Source organism: Halalkalibacter akibai JCM 9157 (genome assembly GCF_000513135.1).
Taxonomy (GTDB): domain Bacteria; phylum Bacillota; class Bacilli; order Bacillales; family Bacillaceae_D; genus Halalkalibacter; species Halalkalibacter akibai.
This window is the reverse complement of sequence record NZ_BAUV01000014.1, coordinates 1-14,707: the sequence shown is the minus strand read 5'-3', so window position 1 is coordinate 14,707 and position 14,707 is coordinate 1. Positions and strand designations below refer to the sequence as shown.

The following is a 14,707-nucleotide window of genomic DNA, read 5'->3' as shown; positions in this document are numbered from 1 at the left end:
CTATGATGACAACTATTACAGAACAAGCAACTAAACATAAGCGAGTTATAACGAAAAAGCCTGAATTACTAGCACCAGCTGGTAGTTTAGAAAAGTTAAAAGTGGCTGTTCATTACGGAGCTGACGCGGTTTTTATTGGTGGACGAGAATTTGGTTTGCGTTCCAGTGCGGATAACTTCTCAATTGAAGAAATGAGAGAAGGCGTTGAATTTGCAAACAAATACGGTGCGAAGATTTATGTTACAACAAACATCTTTGCTCACAACGAAAACATGGATGGGTTAGAAGAATATTTAGTTTCGCTTCAAGATGTTGGTGTTACGGGAATTATCGTAGCAGATCCACTCATTATCGAAACGTGTAAACGAGTTGCGCCGAAAGTAGAGGTACATTTAAGTACTCAACAATCGTTAAGTAACTGGTTATCGGTAAAGTTCTGGAAAGAAGAAGGCCTACACCGAGTAGTACTTGCTAGAGAAGTTGGTTTGGAAGAAATGCTTGAAATGAAGAAGAATGTTGATATTGAAATTGAGGCATTTATTCATGGAGCTATGTGTATTTCATACTCAGGTCGTTGTGTCCTAAGTAATCACATGACAGCAAGAGATTCAAATCGTGGAGGCTGTTGTCAGTCCTGTCGATGGGAATACGATTTATACGAAACGAACGAAGCTGGCGAGAAGGCTCTGTTTGATGAAGGCGACGCGCAATATACAATGAGCCCTAAAGACTTAAACTTAGTACAGGCTATTCCAAAGATGATTGAGGCTGGTATTGACAGCTTAAAGGTTGAAGGAAGAATGAAGTCCATTCATTATGTGGCAACTGTAACAAGTGTTTATCGGAAAGTTATTGATGCTTACTGTGCAGATCCGGACAACTTCCAAATTGACAAAGCTTGGTTAGATGAACTTGAAAAATGTGCAAACCGTGATTTTGCTCCTCAATTTTTTGAAGGAACTCCAACATTTGAAGATCAAATGTATGGAAAGCATCCAAAACGTACGAAATATGATTTCGCTGGTTTGGTACTAGACTATAATCCTGAGACACAGGTGGTAACTCTACAACAACGAAATTACTTTAAGCCAGGAGATGAAATTGAGTTTTTCGGTCCGGAAATTTCAAATTTTGTCCAAAAGGTAGGAACAATATGGGATGAAGACGGTAATGAGATTGATGTTGCTAGACACCCACTTCAGATTGTTCGCTTTAAAGTAGATAGAGCGGTATATCCGCAAAACATGATGCGTAAAGAGGTAAAGTAATGTCAAATAAACCTATTGTTATTGGTGTTGCTGGAGGAACAGGCTCTGGTAAAACAACGGTAGCTAAAGAAATTTTTTATCAATTTAATGAACAATCTATTGTATTAATTGAACAAGATGCATATTATAAAGATCAAAGTCATTTAAGTTTTGAAGAACGCTTGAAAACAAATTACGATCATCCGTTAGCTTTTGATAACGATCTATTGCTAGAACATTTACAAAAACTAACTGATGGAAAAGCGATTTCAAAACCTGTATATGATTACGCAGCACATACCCGTTCTGAAAAAGTAATTGATATCCAACCAAAAGATGTAATCATTCTAGAAGGAATCTTAATTCTAGAAGATAAACGACTTCGCGATATGATGGATATTAAGCTTTTTGTTGACGCAGACGCCGATATTCGAATTATTAGACGGTTAGTAAGAGACATCCAAGACCGTGGACGTTCTATTGAATCAGTAATTGACCAGTATACTTCTGTGGTAAGACCTATGCATTTGCAGTTTATTGAACCAACGAAGCGATATGCAGACGTTATTATCCCTGAAGGTGGGCAGAATCGTGTCGCAATTGATCTAATGGTGACAAAAATTCGTACAATTATTGAAGAGAAAGCGATTTTGTAATAGCATAGGAAGAAGATACCTCAAAAGGTAAGTATTATTACTTTCTTTGGCACACTTAATGTTCGCCTGTCACAAGAAAATCTCTCGTGACAGGCCTTTAAGATGTGACTTCTGTATAGTATTTTTTGAGTGATCCTCTAAGTTAGATCAGAAACTCAAGTTTCTTGAGTTTTCATCTACATAGAATTTGAATTATTTTTATTTTTTATTTTTATAGTAGCAGACGAGGAGTGAAAGACATGGCAGAAGAAAAAAAGCATTATATGACAATGGATGGAAAGAACAAGCTCGAAGAAGAGTTGGAGTTTTTGAAAACGGAACGACGTAAAGAGGTCGTTGAACGTATAAAGATTGCTCGTAGCTTTGGTGACCTTTCTGAGAACTCAGAGTATGATTCAGCAAAAGAAGAGCAAGCATTTGTTGAAGGACGTATTGCGCAGCTTGAGAAAATGATTCGCAATGCTGTAATGATTGAAGAAGAAGAAGGAGCTGCAAATGTAGTTTCTCTAGGAAAAACCGTTAAGTTTGTTGAACTTCCAGATGGTGATGAAGAAGAATACACTATCGTAGGTAGTGCTGAATCAGATCCAGCTGAAGGAAAAATTTCTAATGATTCTCCAATGGCACAAAGTTTACTTGGACGAGCAATCAATGACAAGGTGACGGTTAATACACCTGGTGGAGAAATGGAAATAAAAATTGTTGATATCCGATAGGAAAAATAAAAGAAGCTGCTCGACTTGAGGAGCTTCTTTTGTTTGAACATTTACTTGTAATACTATGTAAATAGTCTAATCCAATCTCGCAGTTTCAGAGAAGATCTTGTATAATGACGAGATAGAGATAAGAAAAGGGAGTGGAGATATGCAAGGATTTCGTTATGAACAACGAAAGAAAAAAAGAATTAACAGAGTGTTAAATGTAGCGATTAGTATTGTGACCATTCTTATTTTATTTTTTGCTTATCAAATCTTTTTTGGTACAACGACATCAGAAGTTATGACGGAAGAAATGACGGATGAGGAAGAAACTGATTTTGCTTCTGAAGAAAAAACAATAGAATCAGAACAGGAAGAAGTCGACACATCAGAAACAAGTGAATCAGAGATTGAACCAGCAGTAGAAGATGAGGATGCTATAGACAATGAAGAAACAGAGGAGCCAGCTTCAGATGGTGAGTGGCAGCCTATCGGTACAGAACAAGCAGAATTTACTCCTGGCTTCACAGAAGGTAGTTTAAATAGATTAGAGATGGAACAAGCTGTTAGATATGCAACAGGAATCTCACAAGATAATATGATTTTATGGCGCATAGAGAACGGGGGAGCACCGACAAGAGCTCGAGGCGTCATTAGTGAAAAAGCAACACCTGATTTGGCTTATGAAGTGTATATTGAATGGGTTGATGGTCAAGGCTGGATGCCAGTGGAAAAAAATGAATTAGAGTTTAATCCATATCGCTAATAGAAGCAAAAGGGGGAGGTGAATCCCCCTTTTTTATAAAAGGAGTCTTATTATGTCAAAAAAAATTATCATAAATGGAACAATTATTACTATGGATGTGAACAACCTATTGATTAAAGATGGGGCTGTTGCATTTGAAAACGGAGAAATTACCTACGTAGGTGAGACTCCTAATGATTTAACTACATATACCGAAGTGATTGATGTGAAAGGTGACTATGTCATTCCTGGTCTTATTAATACGCATGGACATGCTTCTATGTCTTTGCTAAGAGGGTATGCTGACGATCTTCCCCTACAGCAATGGCTAGAAGAAAAAATGTGGCCAATCGAAGCTACTTATACAAAAGAACATGCGAAGTGGGGAACGAATCTTTCCATCATAGAAATGTTACGCACAGGTACAACTACTTTTGTCGACATGTATGATAACATGGATGAAGTAGCTATGGCTGTAGACAAATCCGGTATAAGAGCTAGACTATGTCGTGGAATGATTGGTTTTGGTTCAGAGGAATTAAGACAAAGCAAGTTGGATGAAGCGTCTAACTTTGTACGAAATTGGAGCAATCAAGCCAATGGAAGAATTACGACTATGATGTCACCACATTCTCCTTACACGTGTACACCTGATTTTATTGAAAAGATCGTCTCAAGAGCAGTTGAACTGAATTCACCTCTTCACATTCACATGTCTGAAACAAAAGCAGAGGTAGAATTAAATGTTAAAGAGTATGGTGAACGACCAGTTAAGCATCTAGAAAAGCTAGGAATGTTTCATCAGCCTACGCTTGTAGCTCATGCTGTTCACGTAGAAGACTGGGAAATGGATATATTGGCTGAATACGATGTTAAAGTGTCCAATAATATTATAAGTAACTTAAAGCTTGCAAGTGGAATTGCGCCTGTTCCTGAAATGCTGAATAAAGGTATTACCGTTTCGCTGGGAACGGACAGCTCTGCATCAAATAATAATTTAGATTTATTTGAAGAGCTAAAGCAAGTTGCTCTGTTATATAAAGGTGTTCATAATGATGCTACGTTAATTCCTGCAGAAAAAGCCCTACAATTAGCAACGATTCATGGTGCTGAAGCGATCTGGCTTGATCATCAAGTGGGAAGTATTGAAGTAGGAAAACAAGCTGATTTAGTTGTCATTAACACGAAGCAAGCTTTCTATCAACCTGCACATAACCCAATCTCGCATTTAGTGTATTCTGGTAGTGGTCGGGATGTTAAAGATGTATACGTTCAAGGGAAACAGGTTGTTAAAAATGGACAGTGTGTAACGATAGATGAGGAAATGGTTATATTTGAGGTGAATCGCTTAAGTAAACAATTTTAAAATAAACTAAAGAGGATGCTTCAAAAGGTGGTAAAGCTACCTTTGAAGCATCCTCTTTTAATATGGCTGTTTTGTATCATTATTCTCATGACCGCTAACGTTAACGCCAAGTCTAGTCATGCAATAGCTCCTTAAATCAATCAATTTTCCAACTTTGTAAATAATCTTTTTGTGCCTCGGTTAAAGAGTCTATTTTGATTCCAAGTGCTTCTAATTTCAGGTTGGCTACTTTTTGGTCTAGCTCATAAGGAACTGTAATGATTGAATTCTTCATTTCCTTATAGTGCTCGTTAATATAAGCTAAAGAAACTGCTTGTAAGGCGAATGTCATATCCATAATCTCAGCTGGATGGCCATCGCCGGCGCCAAGGTTTACTAAGCGTCCTTCAGCTAATAAATATAATTTTCTCCCATCTTCTAAAAGGTATTCTTCGATGTTAGCACGTACTTCACGTTTTGAGACGGCTAAAGCAGCTAAGTCATGTTTATTTACTTCAACATCAAAATGACCCGCATTAGCTAAGATAGCTCCATCTTTCATATTCTCTAAATGCTCACGGCTAATCACATACTGATTACCAGTTACAGCAATAAAGTAATCGCCATGTTTAGCAGCTTCTGTTAGAGACATAACTTCATACCCATCCATATAAGCCTCAATCGCTTTAATGCTATCAACCTCTGTTACAATGACTTTAGCACCTAATCCCTTCGCACGCATTGCCACACCACGACCACACCAGCCGTAGCCAACTACAACAACTGTCTTACCGGCTACAACAAGATTAGTGGTGCGAAGTATGCTGTCCCAAACGGATTGTCCTGTTCCGTACCTGTTATCAAATAAATGTTTGCAATAACCGTCGTTAACAGCAATCATCGGAAACGGCAAGTCTCCTGTTTTTTCAAGTGCTTTATCTCGAATTACTCCTGTTGTTGTTTCTTCACAACCACCACGTATATTTTTAATGAGGTCTGGTCTTTCTGAATGAAGGAGCGTAACAAAGTCACCACCGTCATCAATAATTAAATCCGGTTCTACTTCTAACGTCATGAGTAGATGCTGTTTAAACTCCTCTGGATCAGGCTTATGCTTTGCAAAAACAGTGATACCATCCTCAACTAGTGCCGCGCAAACATCATCTTGAGTAGATAATGGGTTACTTCCTGCAATATAAACATCAGCACCAGCTGCTTGTACAACTTTAGCCAAATAAGCTGTTTTCGCTTCTAGATGAAGGCAGATTGCTACTTTTAATCCTTTAAACGGTTGGGTAGCTTCAAATTCTTCACGAATACGGTTTAAAACAGGCATATGCTCTTTTACCCAATCAATCTTCAGATGACCATTTTTAGCAAGATTCATGTCACGTACAATGCTTTTCATTTTATGTAGTTCCTCCAATTAATAAAGTTCTAACCTGTAAACATGATAACTTATTATTAGACTAGATGGAAGTTGGAGTTAATCTGGATAGCTCTTCCTCTATTAACGAATATTACATCAGCTTTTAATCTATTAAAGATGGTAAGATGATAGAAGAGTTAGGAGGAAGATAAATGGAAGACAAAAAGTTAAAGCAACTTGAAGCTAAAGTAGCGGACTATAAACAATATGGGTTCATTTTATTATCTTTAAGTATCTTTCTGTTTATCGGATTAATTATTCCTACAGAAAGTACGGTCATGACAATGCCTGAATTGTTCGTTGGGGGCATTATTATTACATTAACACTTGCTGTTGTTTTTCATCGTATTGCTATGAAAACACAAAGACAACTTTATGAAGATAAACAATAAAAAACTAACTGGATCACGGATACCCGTAATCTAGTTAGTTTTTTCTTATTTCGTCAATGAAGTGAGTTAAAATACGGGCTGTTAACCCCCAGATAACATATTGTTCATAGTAGTAAAACGTTTCCGTGAATTCACTAGACCGATCAGAGTACGAGCGTTTATTTGCAATTTTTTCAAGAGGAAAGTCCTCACTAGGTTCAAATTTCATTCGCATTTTATGCCTAATTGGCTGGTAGTTTTCAAGAAATGAGAGAGGTACAGTAAAGATATGATCTACTTCATCTTTATTTAGATTCGTAAAATCTGTGGTATTTACTCTTCCAACAAAAGGGTAGATGATGCCTCGGAACGGAGTGACGAGGATATCGAGAGGAGCAACCATTTCGACATGATCATGGGTAATACCTAATTCCTCACATAATTCTCTTTTGGCTGCTTCTTCGGCATTTAAATCAGTGGCATCTATTTTACCCCCTGGGAAACAAATTTCACCCGGTTGTTTATTAAGTGTTTTTGAACGAACTTCAAATAAAACAGAAAGTTGATGATCTACGTAAATAAGTGGAACGATAACAGCAGATTGCATCGCTTGAGAACTTCCTAGGATACCGATTTCTCTATTATGAAGTTGTTTTTTTATATAGCTAAAATCATCCACTGTCCAAGACTCCTTTGATTAGTATATTGGTTCGTTCTATATAAAATGGTTGAGTTAGATTATTTTAATTATATCATACGAATGTAAACACTTTATCTTTATTGCTGTTAGTTGATGTAACGTGTTAAAAGTTTCTATGTTAGAAGATGTAACAAGAATGATGTTATGAGAGTAATAGTAAGGTACATTAATAACAGGAAAGGTCATTGACCTAGCTTCCAAAAATGTTCTCTCTACTCTCCCCCATTGCGAGCGATTCAATTATGAATCGCTCATTTTTTTGTCTATTTATTCCCGAGGAAATGACAAAACGAGACGGATTGAGTGTTTTTTATTAAAAACAAGCATATATTGGTAGTATATGAAACGAAACAAGCTTGCTAAAAATGACAAAATACACGAAAATTAAATGTACAGATAAAGGTTGAAGGATGAGGGGAAGAGGCAAGATGAATAAGGATCTTATTGAAGAAGGAAAGATGCTCAAGCTCTTAGAGAAGCTAGTAAATATAGATAGTGGATCATATTGTAAGACCGGAGTAGATAAAATTGGTGAAATACTCTCAGCTTATTATGTTGAATTAGGCTATGACATACAAAAATGTGAGCAGGATGCAGTGGGAGATCATCTTATCATTACACATCCTAAAGGTAAACAAGCATCAATCCTAATCATTGCCCATATGGACACCGTTTTTGAAAAGGGGACTGCAGCTATTCGACCATTTACAATGAAAGAAGGACGGGCATATGGGCCAGGTGTGATTGATATGAAAGCTAGTTTAGTTACTGTTCTCTATGCTCTTCGTTATTTAAAGGAAATAGGATCTAATGCTTATCAAAACGTCCACCTTATTCTTAATAGTGATGAAGAGATAGGCTCAGTTAGTTCTAGAAAACTAATTGAAGAAGCAGCTAAAGGGAAATCTTACGCTCTTATTATGGAACCTGCTAGACGAGACGGTTCTGTTGTAACAGAAAGAAGAGGGAGTGGCAGGTTTACGATAGAAGTTCATGGTAAAGCTGCGCATTCTGGCATAGAACCTGAAAAAGGGAGAAGTGCAATTGAAGAACTTGCCCATAAAATAGTGAAACTTCATGATCTGAATGACCATGAGCATGGCATTTCTGTTAACGTAGGTATGATTGAAGGTGGGAACGCAGTGAACACTGTATCAGATACGGCAATTGGACATGTAGATGTTCGAGTTTCAACTGCTGAACAAGCCGAAGAGGTTGAACACCAAATAGAAGAGGTTTGTTCTTCTTCTGATGTTAAGGGAACTGAAATTGAATTAACAGGTGATATGCGCAGACCACCAATGTTAAAAGATAAGAAGATAGAAGCTTTGTTTCATATTGTTAGAGATGTCGGAGCTGACCTCGGAATTGATGTAAGAGATACTAAAACAGGTGGAGGCTCGGATGCTTCATTTACTGCTGCCATGGGAATCCCGACTATTGATGGTCTTGGACCAATTGGCGGAAACGCACACAGTGATAAAGAGTACCTGGAAATAGCCTCATTGACCGAGAGAACATTATTACTAGCAAATGTAGTCGAACGACTTACTAGTGAGGAAACGAAGTAGATTTCGTTTAAGAGGAGAAGACATTGGGATCGGTAATTTCTAAGTTATTAAGTTTTATGATCCATCCTAGTAGTAATGTCAAATTTCAGCTAAAATTGATATAGAACCTGAAGAGATAGAAAAATTAAGTGCTTGGAGTGGCGTTAGCATGAAAGGAAATGTAATTATACTTTTGTTGGGAATCTTGTTTTTAATAACTGGGTGTCAAACTGCAAATAATGAGGAGAAAACAATCTATGTTGCAGCTGCATCTGATTTATATCATGCTCTAACAGAGATTGGATTAGAGTTTATGGAGGAGACTGATATTAAGGTTGAATTTACATTTGGTTCAACAGGCCTCTTAACCCAACAAATTCAAGAGGGGGCTCCTTTTGATTTGTTTGCATCAGCTCATGAATCTTACGTAGACAAACTGGTTGAAGTAGGGGCTATTATACCAAACTCAAAAAATTATTACGCGATAGGTAGAATTGTCATAATGGGAGAATCACCAGGGAGAAACCTTGATGAGCAACTCCTATTAGATCCTGAAATAAGAACGATCACAATAGCTAATCCTGAACATGCCCCTTATGGAAAAGCGGCAAAAGAAGCCCTAGAAGCATGGGGGATCTGGGAAGAGGTAGAACCTAAATTAGTATATGCAGAGAATATTAGACAAGCATATCAGTATGTAGAGTCAGGAAATGCCGATATTGGAATTATAGCGTTAGCTCTAATGACAAATACGGATTACACATATGAATTAATTGATGAAAGCAATCATCAACCTATAGTGCAAGCTCTTGGGATAACCAAGCAAACGGAGATGGAAGAAGAAAGTAGATTGTTCGCAGACTTTATGTTGAGTGCGAGAGGCCAGGAAATCTTAATGAAGTACGGATTCGATCTACCTTAATGGATACGATAATAAACCCTCTTCTTTTATCTCTAAAAATAGCATCCATTGCTACTCTCATTGCTTTTGTTGTCGGAATTCTTTGTGCTTGGTGGTTTGCTTTTAATAAAAATAAACTCACAGATTTACTGTCTATCTTAATTACAATTCCTTTGATTATACCACCAACTGTTTTAGGGTATTATTTGCTGTTGTTATTAGGGAGGAATAGCTTTATTGGGCAATGGATTGAAAATTTGACAGGGCAGCCTATTGTTTTCACGTGGAAAGCTGCTGTCATAGCAGCTACTATTGCTGCAATTCCATTATTAATTAGACCTATTCAAGCTGCCTTTGAATCTATTAGCAAGGAAACTATCGGAGCAGCGCAATTAGACGGGGCTGACAAGTTTCAGTTATTAATTTATATCATTATTCCTTTAGCGTACAAAGGAGTGTTAGCAGGATTAGTACTTGGCTTTGCCAGGGCTATGGGAGAGTTTGGTGCAACGTTAATGGTAGCAGGAAACATCCCAGGTAAAACACAGACCCTTTCAATTGCCATCTATGATGCGGTACAAGCAGATCGCATGATGGATGCTCATATCATGGTTTTAATTTTAAGTGTTGCTACATTACTGTTTTTATATCTCATTCATAGATGGTTTAAGTAATTAGAAATACCCACACAATATTCTTGAATTCCCACTAGTCAAGCTTCCTTGGACGTATGACCAGTGGGCTTTTTTAGTTATAGTATACAGGGGTGCTAGTTCAAGATAAGTTATCTTACCACTGAAAGAAAAACTTTAGAGACATGGTAATAGTCGTATAAGAAATAACTCCAATTGCGAAGGTTATAAAATGTGCTTCATCATCTGGTGGTAATTCGTATTTTAAAACATTCAAGATCATCGCTCCTGAAATAAAAGCAAAAATAATGGACTCAATTAATGGTGATAAGGTAACAAGAACCCCTAAAATCCAACCTGCAATAATCCCAAGCGCAAGTACATACCGTCCAACTTTATCATAAATATCGGCATATTCTCTCCATAAATCATGAGCAACAGCAACAAAATGGAGACCAACAGCAAGTCCGTAAAAAATGGCTTGAATACCTAACACATCATGTGAAATAACGGTATAAGCTACAAGCATATTATAAATACCGAAGAAGCCAATTTGTAACCAAAACAAGGTTCTAGCCTTTTTGGTTTTGTTATTTAGTTGCGCCTTTCGGACAATCTTTTGGATGCCGTAAAAAATTAAAACACCTATTAAGCCAATAAAATACAACTCTGACTCCATAGTAAAATAATCTCCATATTTCTTAACGAGAATCTGTTCCTTATGTAATGTCGGAAGAACATACACGAACACATAAGATACAGCTAATCCACCTGAAAATGAAAACCATTTTAAACGATGAATTCGTTTGGAAGGAATCAGTTTATTGGCAAATAAATGGATTAAAATAAAAGAGATTCCCATTATAAAAGCATCAAGTGACATGATTATAACTCCTATACCTATCATCAGTTTTTTATAGAATAACCAATATAGTTAGAAACCATTAAATCCTAATGGGACTTTCGGAATTATTTGGGTAGTTTGTATCTTATTGATGAAATGGAGTAAACTATCGTATTATGAATAAAAATAATCTAATGAAAAATTTAAAGTATAAAATTTTAGTGGTACTTTTTCTTGTCTCTTCACTTATGTTAGGAATAGGAACCTATGCTTTTGCTTATGAGGCTTTATTATGGGGAATCCCATTAGCTATAACTGGATTTTACCTTTCCTTCATGTCTGTTGTGCTATTACTATTATTTTGGATTGATAAAAAAAATCTTATTTAGCCACAGTCAAGGTTTTGAACGATGTATTGTAACAAAGGGAAATTAATGAAGCTTGAGGAATCTTCCTCAAGCTTAAAACCATGATTAGACTATTACTCTATTAGTATTAGCTTGTTCTAAGAGGAAAGGTCATTTACACTTTAATTAGGGAGTTTTAGCGAGGGAGTGGAATAATTGAATGATTTGCCAAAGAATTTAATTGCAATTGGAATAGGATCAGCTCTTGGTACTTTTAGCCGCTACTCTTTAAACTTACTCACATTAGAAAGTGGTTATCCATTTGGAACGATCATAGAGAATTTATTTGGAAGCTTACTGTTAGGATTTTTAACTGCCTGGTTTATTTACTTTATCCCGAAAGAGTGGGTGAAAGTTGGTTTGGGTGTTGGTTTATGCGGAGGATTTACAACGATGTCAACACTAGCAGCAGATGCTACATTTTTATATCAAACATCTTCTCCTTTTGAGTCAGCTATTTATATAGGAGGATCTCTGTTTGGAGGAATGATGTTTGCATTAATTGGATATCGTAGCGGTTCCTTGTTAGCTAATAGATCAAGACAAAAGAGGGAGGTAAATACTAAATGAACCTTCTTCTATTAATATGTGGTGGCTCAATAGGAGCCATTTCAAGATATTTAGTTGGATTAGCCATTATGAAACGCTACTCAAATCCACCGTTTCCGGTAGCTATGTTAATCGTAAATTTAATCGGGTCTTTTGGTTTGGGTGCTTTTTTCGGGATTAATTATCAACTAATTCCATTAGGGGCATATAACGATCCTCTTTATCTTTCAATAGGGATTGGCTTTTTTGGTGCTTTTACGACCTTTTCAACCTTTAGTGTTGAAGCATTTCAGCTTTATAATAATAAGCTGTGGAAGAAACTGATTCTATATGTGACACTAAGTATTTTTGGTTCTATTCTAACTTTTTTAATTGGATTGAATCTTGGAGTTTATTTTTATTAATTTAAAATTTATTTTAGGTGTACAGACACGACCAAGCCCAAATAAACATAGGAATAAATTAACGACAATTTGGGGGTGATTTCGTGTCAGCTATAATCGCAGCGATATCTTATTTATTTAAAGAAGTTATCGTTTTTGTATCCTACGTCAAGAACAACGCCTTCCCACAGCCATTAAAAAAAGATGAAGAAAGAAAATACTTAAAGCTTATGCAAGAAGGCGACGAAGAAGCAAGGGACCTTCTAATTGAACATAATTTAAGGCTTGTTGCTCATATTGTTAAGAAATTTGAGAACACTAGGGAAGATACAGAAGATCTGATTTCTATTGGGACCATTGGATTAATAAAAGCAATTGAAAGTTATTCTGATGGAAAAGGGACAAAGTTAGCTACCTATGCGGCGAGGTGTATTGAGAATGATATTCTAATGTCAAAAGTGCGCTTCTAGGACAACCTCCTATCTTCATAGACATGGACTATGAGGGGGGATGAGGTTGTGAACGTACGTATCGTAGAAGGGGAACTTTCGAAAAAAGCTCGTTCAAACGCTTATCACTATTTGAAGGAACTTTATCGAAAGGAGCACATTGACAAGGATGATCGCAATCTACGCTCGAGTGTCGACAGAAGAACAAGCGAAAAGCGGGTACAGTCTGAAGGAACAGCTGAGAGCTTGTAGAGAAAAAGCTAATTCGGCTGATATTAGAGAATATGTAGATGAAGGTCTATCGGGAGAACTTCTCGATCGACCTGCTCTCAATCATCTTCGTGAAGATTTACGAGAAGGAATCATTGAAAAAGTTGTTTGTTTGGACCCAGACCGTCTTTCTCGTAAATTAATGAATCAGTTGATATTATCTGAAGAAATTGAAAAGAAGGCGCTTCTCTTATTTGTAAACGGAGAGTATCAAAAAACTCCAGAAGGAATGCTCTTCTATCAAATGCGCGGTGCTATAGCCGAATTTGAGAAGGCTAAAATTACAGAACGGATGAGTCGTGGGAGAAGGGAAAAAGCACGACAAGGGAAGGTACTAAGAGATTTTCAGATTTATGGTTATAGTTATGACTCAGAGAACGCTCGTATCGTTATTAATGATTATGAATCAAAGGTTGTGAAACTAATATTTGAATTGTTTACGAAACCCAATGATCTGGTTAAGGGGATTAACGGGATCGCTAAGTATCTCACGAATCAAGGAGTTCCAACAAAGAGAAGAGCCAAACAGTGGCACAGACAAGTGGTTAGACAAATATTGCTGAACCCTGTTTACATAGGGGAGTTTTATCAGAATCGCTGGAATACAGAAGGAATGCTCGGAAACCCTGATCGAACGGATTCTGAAAAAATTAAAATGAAAGCTAGACCAAAAGAAGAGTGGATACGTATCCAATGTCCTGCAATAATTGATAAGGATCAATTTTATCATGCACAAGAATTACTTAAACAATCGCGAAGACGTTGGAGCGGTACTAGTAAGAATGAGTATCTCCTTAGTGGTCTTCTTCGCTGTTCCTCTTGTGGCAATACAATGACGGGCAGAAAGTCAAAAAATTGGGGTAAATACGTATTAGAATACACAGATATTAAAAATACTGCTGGAGCAAAACATCCTGGATGTGGAAACAGAGTTAAACTTGATGATTTGGATGATAAAGTATGGAATCATATTAAGAAATGGTTAGATCGACCTGAAGAGATGGATGAATTAACAGTTGATGAGAATGTCAACCCGAGTTACGAAGAAGCAGAATTAGAACGATTAGAAAATGATTTAAAGCGCTTAAAGACTGGGAGAAAGCGGTTGTTAAATATTATCACACTTGATGAAAGTGTTGATGAAAATGATATTAGAGAACAGCTTCGTGAGTTAAAAGAAAGGGAACAAAAATTAGTTAAGGCCAAAGAAGAGTTAGAGTCGTCATTGCATCAAAATAGTAATATTACTCTAAGCTCGAACATAATGAAACAAGCAGCTGAATATTACTTAAGTCTTGATACTGACAACTTGTCTTTTGAAGCTAAGCGAGAATTAATTCGAACGGTTGTAAAGGAGATAAAGGTTGATAGTGAAGGGGACGCAGTGATATATATGATCTAAAGAAGAAAGAAACCAACGCACCCTTCAAAAACCTTTTTTAATTAGTTATGTTAAATAATTGTTGATTTTATAACAAGAAATTAGGGAACCCACGTTAGTCGTGGGTTCCCTTGTTGTTGAACTAACGCT

Annotated in this window: 16 protein-coding genes and 1 pseudogene; 14 read left to right on the top strand and 3 right to left on the bottom strand. The window is 36.8% G+C overall.

The features are described 5' to 3' along the window. The first annotated feature begins 5 nt into the window (after window positions 1-5). The 5 genes from JCM9157_RS09785 to JCM9157_RS09765 all read left to right on the top strand — a co-directional run bounded on the left by JCM9157_RS09785 (window position 6) and on the right by JCM9157_RS09765 (window position 4,712). Complete coding sequence (locus JCM9157_RS09785; protein WP_035664288.1) at window positions 6-1,268, top strand: peptidase U32 family protein; 1,263 nt, start codon at window positions 6-8, stop codon at window positions 1,266-1,268. After that, window positions 1,268-1,903 (top strand): uridine kinase, encoded by a 636-nt coding sequence (gene udk, locus JCM9157_RS09780; protein WP_035664285.1) that lies wholly within the window; start codon window positions 1,268-1,270, stop codon window positions 1,901-1,903. Before JCM9157_RS09785 ends, udk begins: the two co-directional genes overlap by 1 nt. 239 nt (window positions 1,904-2,142) lie before the next feature. Beyond that, window positions 2,143-2,619, top strand: coding sequence for a transcription elongation factor GreA (gene greA / locus JCM9157_RS09775; protein ID WP_035664283.1), 477 nt, complete (start codon window positions 2,143-2,145; stop codon window positions 2,617-2,619). Between the two features lie 148 nt (window positions 2,620-2,767). Beyond that, window positions 2,768-3,367 carry a YrrS family protein gene (locus JCM9157_RS09770; protein ID WP_035664281.1) on the top strand — a complete coding sequence of 200 codons (600 nt, stop codon included), beginning with the start codon at window positions 2,768-2,770 and terminating at the stop codon, window positions 3,365-3,367. A 52-nt stretch (window positions 3,368-3,419) separates the two neighbouring features. After that, complete coding sequence (locus JCM9157_RS09765; RefSeq protein WP_035664279.1) at window positions 3,420-4,712, top strand: amidohydrolase family protein; 1,293 nt, start codon at window positions 3,420-3,422, stop codon at window positions 4,710-4,712. A gap of 136 nt (window positions 4,713-4,848) precedes the next feature. Here the strand turns inward: JCM9157_RS09765 and JCM9157_RS09760 are convergent, their stop codons facing one another. After that, window positions 4,849-6,099 carry an adenosylhomocysteinase gene (locus JCM9157_RS09760; protein WP_035664276.1) on the bottom strand — a complete coding sequence of 417 codons (1,251 nt, stop codon included), beginning with the start codon at window positions 6,097-6,099 and terminating at the stop codon, window positions 4,849-4,851. Between the two features lie 173 nt (window positions 6,100-6,272). On the opposite strand from JCM9157_RS09760, the gene JCM9157_RS09755 reads away from it, so the two are divergent. Beyond that, the gene (locus tag JCM9157_RS09755; RefSeq protein ID WP_035664273.1) at window positions 6,273-6,512 is read left to right on the top strand and encodes a YrhC family protein; all 240 of its coding nucleotides are present in this window, start codon (window positions 6,273-6,275) and stop codon (window positions 6,510-6,512) included. 34 nt (window positions 6,513-6,546) lie between these two features. On the opposite strand, the gene JCM9157_RS09750 is transcribed toward JCM9157_RS09755, so the two are convergent. After that, the gene (locus tag JCM9157_RS09750) at window positions 6,547-7,170 is read right to left on the bottom strand and encodes an NUDIX hydrolase (RefSeq protein ID WP_035664271.1); all 624 of its coding nucleotides are present in this window, start codon (window positions 7,168-7,170) and stop codon (window positions 6,547-6,549) included. Between the two features lie 449 nt (window positions 7,171-7,619). On the opposite strand from JCM9157_RS09750, the gene JCM9157_RS09745 reads away from it, so the two are divergent. The 3 genes from JCM9157_RS09745 (at window position 7,620) to modB (ending at window position 10,316) form a co-directional block, all read left to right on the top strand. Next, window positions 7,620-8,762: a M20 family metallopeptidase gene (locus tag JCM9157_RS09745; RefSeq protein WP_035664269.1), complete on the top strand. Its 1,143-nt coding sequence runs from the start codon at window positions 7,620-7,622 to the stop codon at window positions 8,760-8,762. Window positions 8,763-8,910: 148 nt separating this feature from the next. After that, complete coding sequence (gene modA / locus JCM9157_RS09740; protein ID WP_035664268.1) at window positions 8,911-9,663, top strand: molybdate ABC transporter substrate-binding protein; 753 nt, start codon at window positions 8,911-8,913, stop codon at window positions 9,661-9,663. Then, entirely contained in the window at window positions 9,663-10,316 is a 654-nt protein-coding gene (gene modB, locus JCM9157_RS09735; RefSeq protein WP_035664266.1) for a molybdate ABC transporter permease subunit, read from the top strand. The genes modA and modB overlap by 1 nt, the downstream gene beginning before the upstream one ends. A 115-nt stretch (window positions 10,317-10,431) precedes the next feature. Here the strand turns inward: modB and JCM9157_RS09730 are convergent, their stop codons facing one another. Next, the gene (locus JCM9157_RS09730; RefSeq protein ID WP_035664265.1) at window positions 10,432-11,157 is read right to left on the bottom strand and encodes a DUF3270 family protein; all 726 of its coding nucleotides are present in this window, start codon (window positions 11,155-11,157) and stop codon (window positions 10,432-10,434) included. Between the two features lie 137 nt (window positions 11,158-11,294). Here JCM9157_RS09730 and JCM9157_RS09725 point away from each other — a divergent pair, with 137 nt between their 5' ends. The 5 genes and pseudogenes from JCM9157_RS09725 to JCM9157_RS09705 all read left to right on the top strand — a co-directional run bounded on the left by JCM9157_RS09725 (window position 11,295) and on the right by JCM9157_RS09705 (window position 14,578). After that, window positions 11,295-11,507 carry a hypothetical protein gene (locus JCM9157_RS09725; protein WP_035664263.1) on the top strand — a complete coding sequence of 71 codons (213 nt, stop codon included), beginning with the start codon at window positions 11,295-11,297 and terminating at the stop codon, window positions 11,505-11,507. A 174-nt stretch (window positions 11,508-11,681) separates the two neighbouring features. After that, window positions 11,682-12,095: a fluoride efflux transporter FluC gene (locus JCM9157_RS09720; RefSeq protein WP_081734123.1), complete on the top strand. Its 414-nt coding sequence runs from the start codon at window positions 11,682-11,684 to the stop codon at window positions 12,093-12,095. Further along, window positions 12,092-12,478 carry a fluoride efflux transporter CrcB gene (crcB, locus tag JCM9157_RS09715; protein ID WP_035664261.1) on the top strand — a complete coding sequence of 129 codons (387 nt, stop codon included), beginning with the start codon at window positions 12,092-12,094 and terminating at the stop codon, window positions 12,476-12,478. Before JCM9157_RS09720 ends, crcB begins: the two co-directional genes overlap by 4 nt. An 83-nt stretch (window positions 12,479-12,561) precedes the next feature. Then, window positions 12,562-12,909: pseudogene (locus JCM9157_RS09710) on the top strand (sigma-70 family RNA polymerase sigma factor); the annotation flags it as partial. 166 nt (window positions 12,910-13,075) lie between these two features. Beyond that, entirely contained in the window at window positions 13,076-14,578 is a 1,503-nt protein-coding gene (locus JCM9157_RS09705) for a recombinase family protein (protein WP_035664260.1), read from the top strand. The last annotated feature ends 129 nt before the right edge of the window (window positions 14,579-14,707 follow it).

What these genes read in the sequence shown, in the direction of transcription:
- JCM9157_RS09785 (WP_035664288.1), top strand. Translation starts at nt 6, where the DNA reads ATGACAACTATTACAGAACAAGCAACTAAACATAAGCGAGTTATAACG.
- udk (WP_035664285.1), top strand. Translation starts at nt 1,268, where the DNA reads ATGTCAAATAAACCTATTGTTATTGGTGTTGCTGGAGGAACAGGCTCT.
- greA (WP_035664283.1), top strand. Translation starts at nt 2,143, where the DNA reads ATGGCAGAAGAAAAAAAGCATTATATGACAATGGATGGAAAGAACAAG.
- JCM9157_RS09770 (WP_035664281.1), top strand. Translation starts at nt 2,768, where the DNA reads ATGCAAGGATTTCGTTATGAACAACGAAAGAAAAAAAGAATTAACAGA.
- JCM9157_RS09765 (WP_035664279.1), top strand. Translation starts at nt 3,420, where the DNA reads ATGTCAAAAAAAATTATCATAAATGGAACAATTATTACTATGGATGTG.
- JCM9157_RS09760 (WP_035664276.1), bottom strand. Translation starts at nt 6,099, where the DNA reads ATGAAAAGCATTGTACGTGACATGAATCTTGCTAAAAATGGTCATCTG.
- JCM9157_RS09755 (WP_035664273.1), top strand. Translation starts at nt 6,273, where the DNA reads ATGGAAGACAAAAAGTTAAAGCAACTTGAAGCTAAAGTAGCGGACTAT.
- JCM9157_RS09745 (WP_035664269.1), top strand. Translation starts at nt 7,620, where the DNA reads ATGAATAAGGATCTTATTGAAGAAGGAAAGATGCTCAAGCTCTTAGAG.
- modA (WP_035664268.1), top strand. Translation starts at nt 8,911, where the DNA reads ATGAAAGGAAATGTAATTATACTTTTGTTGGGAATCTTGTTTTTAATA.
- modB (WP_035664266.1), top strand. Translation starts at nt 9,663, where the DNA reads ATGGATACGATAATAAACCCTCTTCTTTTATCTCTAAAAATAGCATCC.
- JCM9157_RS09730 (WP_035664265.1), bottom strand. Translation starts at nt 11,157, where the DNA reads ATGTCACTTGATGCTTTTATAATGGGAATCTCTTTTATTTTAATCCAT.
- JCM9157_RS09725 (WP_035664263.1), top strand. Translation starts at nt 11,295, where the DNA reads ATGAATAAAAATAATCTAATGAAAAATTTAAAGTATAAAATTTTAGTG.
- crcB (WP_035664261.1), top strand. Translation starts at nt 12,092, where the DNA reads ATGAACCTTCTTCTATTAATATGTGGTGGCTCAATAGGAGCCATTTCA.
- JCM9157_RS09705 (WP_035664260.1), top strand. Translation starts at nt 13,076, where the DNA reads ATGATCGCAATCTACGCTCGAGTGTCGACAGAAGAACAAGCGAAAAGC.